Source organism: Chitinophaga barathri (genome assembly GCF_003807585.1).
Lineage (GTDB): Bacteria > Bacteroidota > Bacteroidia > Chitinophagales > Chitinophagaceae > Chitinophaga > Chitinophaga barathri.
This window is the reverse complement of the sequence record NZ_RMBX01000013.1, coordinates 267,065-277,938: the sequence shown is the minus strand read 5'-3', so window position 1 is coordinate 277,938 and position 10,874 is coordinate 267,065. Positions and strand designations below refer to the sequence as shown.

The 10,874-nt window shown below is 52.4% G+C and carries 9 protein-coding genes; 2 read left to right on the top strand and 7 right to left on the bottom strand.

Annotated elements, in window-relative coordinates:
* Positions 1–471: 471 nt before the first annotated feature.
* The 3 genes from EG028_RS22790 to EG028_RS22780 are packed head-to-tail and all read right to left on the bottom strand — an operon-like array spanning position 472 to position 3,102.
* Entirely contained in the window at positions 472–1,035 is a 564-nt protein-coding gene (locus tag EG028_RS22790) for a DUF4136 domain-containing protein (RefSeq protein WP_120518429.1), read from the bottom strand.
* Between the two features lie 43 nt (positions 1,036–1,078).
* Positions 1,079–2,134: a DUF481 domain-containing protein gene (locus tag EG028_RS22785; RefSeq protein WP_120518430.1), complete on the bottom strand. Its 1,056-nt coding sequence runs from the start codon at positions 2,132–2,134 to the stop codon at positions 1,079–1,081.
* Positions 2,134–3,102: a hypothetical protein gene (locus EG028_RS22780; RefSeq protein ID WP_123864766.1), complete on the bottom strand. Its 969-nt coding sequence runs from the start codon at positions 3,100–3,102 to the stop codon at positions 2,134–2,136. The genes EG028_RS22785 and EG028_RS22780 overlap by 1 nt, the downstream gene beginning before the upstream one ends.
* A gap of 391 nt (positions 3,103–3,493) precedes the next feature.
* Here EG028_RS22780 and EG028_RS22775 point away from each other — a divergent pair, with 391 nt between their 5' ends.
* On the top strand, positions 3,494–4,438 hold the full coding sequence (locus EG028_RS22775) for a SphA family protein (protein ID WP_120518432.1): 945 nt from the start codon (positions 3,494–3,496) through the stop codon (positions 4,436–4,438).
* A gap of 9 nt (positions 4,439–4,447) precedes the next feature.
* Positions 4,448–5,458 carry an HAD family hydrolase gene (locus EG028_RS22770; protein ID WP_120518433.1) on the top strand — a complete coding sequence of 337 codons (1,011 nt, stop codon included), beginning with the start codon at positions 4,448–4,450 and terminating at the stop codon, positions 5,456–5,458.
* Between the two features lie 351 nt (positions 5,459–5,809).
* On the opposite strand, the gene EG028_RS22765 is transcribed toward EG028_RS22770, so the two are convergent.
* From EG028_RS22765 to EG028_RS22750, 4 genes are all read right to left on the bottom strand, one after another.
* Positions 5,810–6,622, bottom strand: coding sequence for a hypothetical protein (locus tag EG028_RS22765; RefSeq protein ID WP_120518434.1), 813 nt, complete (start codon positions 6,620–6,622; stop codon positions 5,810–5,812).
* A gap of 121 nt (positions 6,623–6,743) precedes the next feature.
* A complete protein-coding gene (locus EG028_RS22760) occupies positions 6,744–8,069 on the bottom strand; it encodes a BatD family protein (RefSeq protein WP_162946599.1) in 1,326 nt (441 codons plus the stop codon).
* A 1-nt stretch (position 8,070) separates the two neighbouring features.
* Positions 8,071–9,732, bottom strand: coding sequence for a VWA domain-containing protein (locus EG028_RS22755; protein WP_120518436.1), 1,662 nt, complete (start codon positions 9,730–9,732; stop codon positions 8,071–8,073).
* A 133-nt stretch (positions 9,733–9,865) separates the two neighbouring features.
* Positions 9,866–10,849: a VWA domain-containing protein gene (locus EG028_RS22750; protein ID WP_120518437.1), complete on the bottom strand. Its 984-nt coding sequence runs from the start codon at positions 10,847–10,849 to the stop codon at positions 9,866–9,868.
* Between the last annotated feature and the right edge of the window lie 25 nt (positions 10,850–10,874).

Here is a 10,874-nt window from a genome sequence, read left to right as displayed (position 1 = left end):
TGGCGCTTATAGCAGTAGCCAATAAACTGATTAAACAAGCCTTTGCAATAGCCACTACCCATACAGTATATGATAAAAATTATCTAAATAATAGTTGTTTTTAAACACAGTTCATTGCGAGGAGCAGTTGAGCTAAAGCGGAAGGGGCAATCCCGTCATTGCGAGGAGCAGCAGCGCTAAAGTGGGTGGGGCGACGAAGCAATCTCCTCCATCGAATGGATGTACACCAGGATCCGGAGATTGCTTCGTCGCAGCTCCTGCACAGATCCCACGCGGCTCCTCGCAATGACGACCCTTTCACAACGATGCTCCAGACAAGGCCAGTTCTGTCCTGGATTTTCCTGCATTACTAAAGCCCTTACACTAAAGTGCATAGTTGTAACTAACAGATGGGGGCAACAAAAAACCCCTGCCGCTTTCACGACAGGGGGGACTACAAATACAAAGCCTTTATGAGACAATTCCGCTTGTTTACTGCTTAGATGGGAAACTGCTCATAATCTTAGCGATGGCTTTGGGGATTTGCGTGTCCGGATCTTTCAACGGCGAGTCGATCTGGCTGTTGCCTACTCCCTGCCAAACCAGGTGTCGTTTATTCCTGTCTATTACGTCTACGATCACGGAGCCGTCTATGTATTTATCCACCGAATAATTGGTGGTGCTGGTTGCCATGCCCATGCCGCCGCCCCAGTAACCATAAGGCCTGTACATGCCGCCATAACCATAATAATCAGTATTGGCGGTCACGCTTTTCCCTTCTTTGGCAACGGTGATCGTATTCACCAGCAGGTCCGCGCTGGCAGTATCAGCTTCGGTATATCCTTTGGCTTTCATCTGATCGATCACCGCATTCTGTATGCGGTTGCGGTTCAACTCGCTGATGGAGCTTTTTTCTCCTGCCGGGTTATAAAATGCAAATGTTTTGTACGGTGCGAAATTGGCCTGACGGTCGTAGTCAGACGTGACTTTTAATGTCGGGCCGCAGGCCGCCAGAAGCAGCACCAGCGTTAAACCTGTGAACGATAGTCTTTTCATGTTTTTCTTTTTTAGTGATGATGATATATATGTTTGTTGTTCTCTACCATGAATAACCGATACTGAACACCACGCCGTAATCTACTTTCCTCGCGGACGCATCCAGGGGTTTGCTGTCGAAGTTCGTGTACAGCTGGAGGTCCGTATTCAGGTGTTTGATGATCTTCCAGCTTACAGTTGTATTTTGGTCGAAGCGCCAGCGGCCGGGCTGCGTGGTGCTGAAAAACACATTGTTCGAAACCTGCAGCTGCAACCGCGGCGTGCCCAGGCGGAACAGGTAATAGTTAAAAAACACCGGTATTTCCACGGACGAACTTCTCGAATCTCCTTTTATGCTGTCCGCGCTATACTCCTGCTGAACGGACACTCCCGTTGCCAGCCGGAGGTCGTTGTGCCGGTTTTTGATCAGGATAGGCCCCAGCCCTTCCGTGCCCTGTATACGCGCTGTCACCCCCAGTTCTGTGATCCGCTGATATTGTACCTGCGTAACGCTGAACCATTTTTTCCAGAACTCGATATAACCGCCCAGCGCCAGGTCTGCTTTTTCGATTCCCCTGAACTCCTCGTCTATCGTGTAAATAATGTCGCCGGTGAGCTGGTAGGTCCACAAGCGGGTGGCGTAGCTGAGCGAATTGCTGCCGTTGATGCGCCCGATATTGCTGCTGCGCGTGAACGAAAAACCCAGGCTGACGTTACCGGTGAGCCGCTTCCAGAAATTGGCTTCCAGCTCATGGATATTATCCAGGTCTTCCACAAACACATCCGCGGTATCGTTTGCCATCATGATCTTCACCCAGCCCGGACCAATGCCCTGTTCCATCGTGCCGTAATATTTTTTCGTATAAATGTCTTCTATCACGTAAGGGATGCGGCGGGCGCGGAGGATCTTAACGTCTTTCAGGTTGATGGTCACATCGTCGTCTATTTTATCCGGGTCAAATACCAGCTCGCCGCGTTGCATCCTTTTTATCTCTCCGATCAGTTTATCATCGTTATAAAACACCACTTCGTCCCTGTCCTCCGGGTGCAGCACCTGCGCGGCCGCCCTCGGGCAAACAGACAGGAGGACGAACAGGAACAGCAGCTGAATGTTTTTCATCACCACCGCCACCGGTAGTTTGCGGACAGCAGGCCCGACTGTCTGCCGCCCAGGAATCCCACTTCCACCCTGGCCTGCCAGCGTTTGCTGAACTGGTATTGCCCTCCCACCAGCATACTCCAGTTGCTCACCGGTCTTTTGCGGAGTGAATAATTAATAATAACCCCATCGGGGTTATTGGTCTCAATCTTGTCTATCAGCTTGTCCGCGATATCTTTCACGACGATCTGCTGCGGGCGGCTGAGGCCCTGGTACCAGGATGCCGTTTCGTCTTTGATCTCCTGTAATTTATCCTGGGGTATATCTTCAGTCAGGTTGCCGATATTGATAGAGCCCGCTGTGCCTTTATCCACCAGGAGGCCCGTGGTGCCGACCCAGAAGGTCAGCATCCTGTCTTTCGGGAAATTGAAATTATAGCCCAGCCGCGGCGTTATCATCCAGGTTTTCACCGCGCCTTCAATATTATCCAGTATCGTCCAGGTATGGTTGAAGTCGTTGATGGATACAAAGCCGTGATACCCGCCGGCGAGCGTGACGCCGAGGCCTAACACATGCCCGTCAAAATTCGCTTCGGTATTGAACTGGATGGGAGATACCACACTCACGTTCGTTTTGCTCCACACCTTCCCGGCAATGCCGTAAACATCCAGGAAAGGCAGCACCCAGAGGTCCATACGGGCGGTAAGGGCCTGTATCTCCGCTTTCACTTCACCGAATTTGACAAAGTCAAGATCTACCGGCTCGTGGCTGCCGATGCCTACTTTCAGGTCGCTGATATTCACTTTCTGGCTGCCGGGGGAAAAGTTGATCATGGCACCTACCGGATATTGCAGGCTGAAACCACGCGAGGCTACCTTGCTGCCCAGCAGCGGGAAACGCCAGGGATACCCTTTACCCTTCATGCTGTCCGCATAATCGGAATCCTTTTTATGCACCTTTACGCTGCCCGTTTGGGCGGACGCCGCCATATTCAGCAGTATGCATGTAAAACATAAAAAGAAAAACTGGCGGAATGGGATCATTCCGCCCGGTTCTATTATCAACCTATATAAACCTATCAACGTATGATAAAACATAATGAATGAGTTTTCCGGGCATCAGCGGTATGGCGTACTATGACGTCAGATAAAGGAAACTAGCTAAGGAGATGAGGTTGTTTAATGCCAGGGAGAGACTGCCGCTCATAGCGGCTCCAGAATACTAACACACATGAAGTTTGATTGTTCTGAACACGAAAAATATTTTTTGATTCGCGAATTACTGGTTAAATTGCATATACGTTTATAATCCCTCCTAAGCACACATTTCCTCTCATCATTATTGTTCAGAAAAGGATTACTCATTTATTAATAATGACGTATGCGCACATTCTTAAGAATGCTGGCGGTGATGATCATTGTCCTTGAAAGCCCTGCATCAGCCCAGTTAAAAGGCACCCACCTCCTCGGCGATGTCGGCCTCAAAAGCGGCTCGCAAGCCCCTCCCGGCTTCAGCCTGGTAGTACCCGTTTATCTTTACAACACAGGTAAGCTCCGTAACGACAATGGCGATGTGATCACGGACAACGTAGACCTTAATATGTTTATCACCGGTATTGGCGGGGCATGGGTATTCAATAAAAAAATACTGGGCGGCAAACTGGGCGGTACGGTACTGTTCCCTTTTGCATCCAACCGCATTTCCTCCAATCTTACGAACACCAAACACAGTCTTGCATTCACGGATATTTATTTCCAGCCGGTACAGCTGGGCTGGGAAGTAAAACAGGCGGACTTTATATTCAGTTACGCCTTGTATTTCCCGGCGGGGAAATATGAACCCGGCGCAGATGACAACACCGGGCTGGGTATGCTCTCCAATGAATTCGCCGCTGGCTCCACCGTTTATTTTGATCAGAAAAAGACCATTCATTTCTCCGGCCTGTTCTCCTACGCGGTGAACGGCAAAAAGCGGGACAGCGAAGTGAAGGCGGGCAACCTGCTGACCATCGAAGGCGGGCTGGGAAAAACCTGGTACAAAAAAGCCATCGACGGCCCGATACCTGTGATCATCAACGCGGGGCTGGTGTATTATTTCCAGTTCAAAAGCACCGCCGATGAAGTACCCGTAGGTTCGGAGATCGTGTCACTGGGCGGGGACAAAGACAAAATGTTCGGGCTGGGGCCGGAGGCAAACATTTACCTGCCGGGGCTCCGCAGCCAGCTGGGCTTCCGCTGGCTGGGCGAGATCATGGCCCGCAACAGGTTCCAGGGAAACACATTTATGCTCACCATTGCTTATAACGTTAAATCATTCACTAAATAATCTGCAAGGATGAAGAAGATATTTTACCTCCTGTCTGCTGTTTTGATGATCACCGGGTGCAGACAACCTGCACCCGGCCATCAAAGTTCCAACTCCGACCAGCCTTTACCAGACTCAGTGCTGCCTTCCTGGAACGAAGGCAAAACACGTACCGCCATCCTGGAATTTGTGGATGCGGTGACTGACAGTAATGATGTGAATTACGTAAAGCCGGAAGACCGCATCGCCGTATTCGACAACGACGGCACACTGTGGTCCGAACAGCCGATGTATTTCCAGGGCCTTTTTGCATTCGACCGCATCAGGTCGCTGGCCGCACAGCATCCCGAATGGAAAACGAAACAGCCTTACAAAGCAGTACTGGAAAACGATATGAAAACGCTGGCTGAAGCGGGTATTATGGGCATCGGCCAGATCGTAGGAGCCAGCCACGCGGGCATGACCTCCGCCGAATTCAAACAGATTGTACTTAACTGGATAGACACAGCCAGGCACCCTATCAAAAAAGTTAAATACACCGAACTGACCTATAAACCCATGAAAGAGCTGATCCTGTATTTGCAGCAGAACGGCTTTAAAACCTTCATTGTATCCGGCGGCGGCGTGGACTTTATGCGCCCCTGGGCGGAGCGGGCGTACAACATTCCGTCAGAGAATATCGTGGGCACGTACGCGAACCTGAAGTTTGAAATGGTCAATGATACGCCGGCATTACGCCGTGAGAGCGACGGCCTGTTTGTGGACGACGGGCCGGGCAAACCCGTGGGCATCCAGCGGTTCATCGGCAAACAGCCGATCGCGGCCTTTGGTAATTCAGACGGGGACCTGCAAATGCTGCAATACAGCACTATCGGCAAAGGCATCCGTTTCGGCCTGATCGTACATCACACGGACGCGGAAAGAGAATGGGCGTACGACCGGGCTTCGCATATCGGCAAGCTGGACAAGGCGCTGGATGAAGCCGCCAAAAGAAACTGGACCATCGTGGATATGAAAAAAGACTGGAATACTATCTACTAATGATACCGGCCTGAATCATCCTGAATTATTGGAAACCCTGAATAAGCTGCAGGTGTGGTGCTAACGACCACGCCTGTTTGTTTTTATAACAAAGCCCGTCATTGCGAGGAGCAGCAGCGCTAAAGTGGGTAGGGCGACGAAGCAATCTCCTCCATCGAATGGATGTACGCCAATATCCGGAGATTGCTTCGTCGCGGCTCCCGCACAAATCCCCCACGGCTCCTCGCAATGACGACCTTTTCACAACGACCCTCAAAGCATAACAAAGGGCGCGGCCATCGCCGCGCCCTTGTACTTTTTGCTTAATCCGGTCTGTCAGTCTTTTGCCACCAGGATTACATTCACACGATTTTATTCCGCGAACACAAATATTATCACGCCCCTCAACCCGAAGTTTGCTTTGGAATGGCTGGGCCCGGCCACGGGAATTCTCGGGCCAACGGCCAGCTGTACCGGTTGTTTACCAAATTTGGTGAGGCCGGAGAACACGGGATTGATAAAAGCAGTGGTTTCTTTCCCTGCCCAGTTTGCCGTTATCTCCGCATTGACGCCAAAGCCCGCGCCGCTTTGCCAGTTGTGGGTAATAAAAGGTTGTATAAAAAGCTGGTTCACCTGCCCCCTGTCCTCATCTCCGGCGAAAGACCAGATCTGGTTTGCCAGGAAGCCGGCGGTAAGCCCCTTGCTTTGGTGCAGGGCGAGCAGCGTTGGGCCTGCGCCCCACTTCCGTGTAGAGAGAAAGTTTTCCGTACCCGTAGGCACCAGGAAAGCAGGCCCCACGCCCCATATCAGTTTGGAGGGTTTAGAGGGAGAAAAAAAAGCCGATACCGAAGCATCGCTCAAACCGAACTCATGATTGCCCTCGCCGGAAACATCGTATTGATCCACCACCGGTAAAATATACCGGGTGATCAGGTTCACGCTTTTACTTAGTTTGAAGGGAATCACCGGCTGAATGTTCAGCGTATACTTGGAACCGTTGTAAGGACCAATGCCCCAGTCCGCATTGTTCTGCAATGGGAAACTGATCATGCTGGCAACGGGATTGGCGAGTTTGTCCGCCAGCTCCTGTGCGCTGGATTCGGGCTTTTCCTGGGCGGCCGCCTGTATAACGGCAGAAGCGCTGAGCAATAGGGCAACTGTTGTGCGGAGTAATATCTTCTTCATACGAGCATTTGACGGGTTTGGAATAATGCTGCTGAAGAGGCTAATGATGTTTGTGCAGGAGTACTGTATTATAACACCGGGTATTGCGGAATGTTCGTTCCACAGGAGCGTAAGGTACTATTCAGGGCCATGGCCGCTGGTCCGCCGATACGTCCGGGCCGCTCTTTTCCGCAGGCGGCGACTTTTTCCATTGTTCGCGGTATTGCGTGAAGACCTGTTTTAAGGTTTCGCCTTTTTCCTTATCGATATGATCGTACGAGTATACTTCTTTTATGTAGTCATGAAAAGCCGATCTTTCCTCCACGGTTTCAGTAATAGTCTTTTGCGGGAATAAGAACCGGTCCCACCAATGGTATAGTTTCCGCAGCAGGTCCGGCGAGCCCGCGTCCGCGCTCCTGAATTGCCTGAACCAGTGCAGCTCGCTCTGTAAATAATGCTCACGGGCCGTTTTGGCGCGGCGGTACAGGATGATGGTCATTTTCACCAATATCCATATAACCAGTAAAATGACGGCTGCATACAACAACGCCCAATACCAGGGCAGGCCCAGGATGCGGTACGGGCCTTTGTGCGCGGCCGTTGCAGGCGGGGCGGCGGCGGCAAGGCTGTCTTTCAGGGTAGTGAGCATTCCGAGGTCGGGATTTGGCTGGACGTGGATGGTCCTGGCAGGAGCGGATTTTTTGTACAACCTGCCCACATATGGATTCCACCAGTACACCTCCACCGCCGGGATATTAAAAGTTCCCGCTTCCAGCAGCAGGTAACTGGCACGTTCGGTCCTCTCGCCGTTGGCGTTTTCCTCATCGCGGGTGTCTTTCAGTTCGGCGTTTTTAGGGTATACGCCCGCCCATTTGCCCGCCGCCGTGTTTACTTCCGGGATCAGCTGCGGCAACGTCCCCAATGCATCCACGGTGATGGTCCTTTCCAGTACATCGCCCACTTTTACTTTATCCAGCGGCTTGCTCCAGTTGTCGCTGATACTTACATCCCTTGCTACCAGCCATTCATGGCCGGAGGGGTATTCCTTGGGGACGGGCTTTACCGTGAAACTGACCGGGGCGGTATGCACGGTTATTTTCCTGCCGGTGGAAGTGCCTTCTGCCGGGCTCTCCGCGGTTATAGCCATGGACGGTAAGGAAAAACGGCCGGCTTTGTAAGGGAACACCATGTAATAAAACTGTACGCCCGATAAATATTTGCCGTTCATTTCGTACTGCCCCGGTATGCTGCGTGTGAAAGGCACGATGAAAGCGTCGCTCACCTGGAGATTATCAAATTGCAGGGGCGCGGTGTACCAGGTGGTGGTCACTACCGTGAAAGTGACTTTGAACGGCTGCTGGTTATATACGCTGTTCCTGTCCAGCTCCGCCCGGGCGAATACGTTCGTTTGCGCCGTGGTGTACTGCGGCAGCAACAGGAAAAAACATATGTACGCGTAAGTTCTCACTTTATGGTTTGATGTTTTTGTAATACCGTTTTTGTTGCAGCACAAACCGTTTGTGCAGGAACATACCCGGATCGGCGGGCGGTTTGCGCAGGATGAGGTTTTTCATATCCAGCGGTTTACCGGCCTTGCCTGTTGAATCTCCCGATGGCGGATCGTCGCTTTCATGCGCTTCATGAATATTCGATTTCACTTCTTCGGTAAGCCGGTCACCGGATTTGGGCAGGTCTTTCACTTGTGTTTCCGAGGCCAGTTTCTGATCCTGGGCGGTCGGTTTGCGTTCTTTCAGGGAATCTTTGCCCTGTGCTTTTTTTACAACGGAGTCACTCTTTTTATCGTACCGCATCACGGAATCTGTTTCTACTTTAGTGACGTTCAGATGTTGTTTCCCTGCTTCGGCCAGGCGTTTAAACGAGCTGTCCTTTTGTTCCGCCAAAGAAAAGGCTTCCATCGCTTCATCGTATTTGCCGAGTTTGGTGAGGCTCAGCCCACGGTTGTACTGGCCGGCAGCAGTGGTGTCCAGCGCGAACACTTCGGCGGCGGCTTCGTAGTCTCCCGCTTTGTAGTACGCCACGCCTTTGTGCGGCAGGTCTTTGAAGCGGTCCGCGGCTTCTGTGTATTTACCTTCGTTGTAAAGCACCTGGGCCTGGTAGTCTTTGGTATACCACCAATCCGCCTCCCGGCTGTTTACACTGCAGCCGCCCAATGCCAGCATCAGCGCCGCCCAGCACCATTGGATGGCCCAGCCTTTGCGGAACCAGTAAAGCGCGATCAGCAGGGCGGGCAGAATAAGCAGATACCCCATATCCTGCCAGTGTCGGTCATCCTTCTTTTCATCCTTTTCGAAAATGAGCTGGTCCCGCACGCGCCCGGCAATGCTGCCTACATCGGTAGTGTCCAGCGTGACCGGCGTAACGTTGATGTTTTTATTATGCAAAGGAACGCCCTGTGCCGAAGCGGGCGATACCAGCAACACTTCCAGTTTGTGGATATGCGAAGCAGCGTAGTTTTCGAAAATCCCGGCATCCGTTGAGGAAATACTGTCCGTCATGAGCACAATATGGCTGGGCGCCAGTATGGGCTGCATCAGCGTATCCACGATGCGCATCATCAGTTCGGTGTTCCTGCCCTGTACAGGCATTTCCCAGTTATCGAGGCTCCCCGCCTGAAATTTGATCAATGCGTAATCCGAGGTGAACGGCAGCACCAGGTGCGGCGTACCCGCGTAGGCCAGCAGGCCGGTGGCCGCGCCGGGTTTGGCGTCCAGGAAATCGCTCAGCTTCAGTTTGGCGCGCTCCAGCCGGCCCGGTGGAATATCTTTCGCCAGCATGGACTTCGAGAGGTCCATCACTACCATCACCACAGCCTGTACTTTCTGGCCGGGCACTTCTATCTTTTTCCAGGTGGGGCCCGCCACGCCCACGATGATCAATGTTATGCCAACGATAAACAATACCAAAGGCAATATCACCGCCCTGCGGTTGCCCGGCGAAAACATGTACCGGCGAAACTGCGGGATGATGAACTGTTTCCATTTCGTCCTTTCCCGGTTGCCCAGCGCGAGCAACACCGCGATGACCGCCAGCGGGATGAGCAGGTACAGGGCGGCGGGCCGCAGGAAATGGAACTGATGCCAGTCGATATTTGTATAGTCGGAGAAGTTCATTGTTTCTTTGCCTGTTAAATGCGAATGGTTTTACTGGTCATCACTTCCAGCCGTATCTGCCTCTCTTCCGCTTGCATTCATTTTACGGGAAGGGTGAATAATGTTTTTGCCGGTTAAGATATTCCGGCGGCATTCATTTGCTGAACAGGTGAATGATCCCCGCCGCCAGGTGAAAAGCCAGCCCCAGCAAAGCCGCGGCCGCCAATGGGTAGAAATACAGGAGCGTTACAGGCTTGTAGTTCTCTTCTTCGTAAGTGACGGGGGCCAGCTTGTCCAGCGTGGCGTATACATTGTTCAACTCCTTTTCGTTCATGGCATTAAAGTATTGACCGCCGGTGGCGGCCGCTATGCCTTTTAATGTCTTTTCATCCAGGTCGTAACCGCTGCCGCTGTGCGTAGTGCCGATGCCCATCGTGTAGATGGTGATGGAATCTTTCCCGGCGGCATGCGCGGCGTCCAGCGGCAGGATGTCCGTGCCGGTGTCCACCCCGTCCGTGAGCAGGAACATCACTTTCTGCGGGATGGTATCCGCTTTGAGTATCTTCATGCTAAAGGCGATCGCATCGCCGATGTTTGTCATTTGCCCGGCCATGCCTACTTCCGTCTGGTCCAGCAGCCAGGAGATCATCGGCAGGTCCGTGGTAAGGGGCGCCTGCAGGTAAGCGTTGCTGCCAAATACCACCAGGGCGATCTGGTCGCTTTTCCTTTTTAGTACAAAATCCTTCATCAGTGATTTTACCGCATCCCAGCGGCTCATACGTTTGCCATGTACGACCCAGTCCGTTTCCGCCATGCTGAAAGAGATATCCGCCGCGATAAGAAAACTGCGTACTGTTTTGGGTTTCTTCCCCGGCTGGCTCACCAGCCTTGGCGAAGAAGCGGCCGCGAGCAGGCAGATCCAGCAGAGGCTCATGGCCAGCCACATCCAGAAGTTGCGGGTAGTGACCCATGAGTTGCGCCGTGGCTTGCCGCCGGCGATGTCCACCGCCCTTTGGAAAAACGGGGCAATGAGGGCCGTGCGCCGCCGCCGGAGCAGCGGCAGCAGCCAGTATGCCAGCAGCGGCAACGGCAGCAGCAGGAATACCCATTTATATGCAATCTCGAAATGCGTCATCATTTTTATCTTCGGTGCCCTGTAAAAA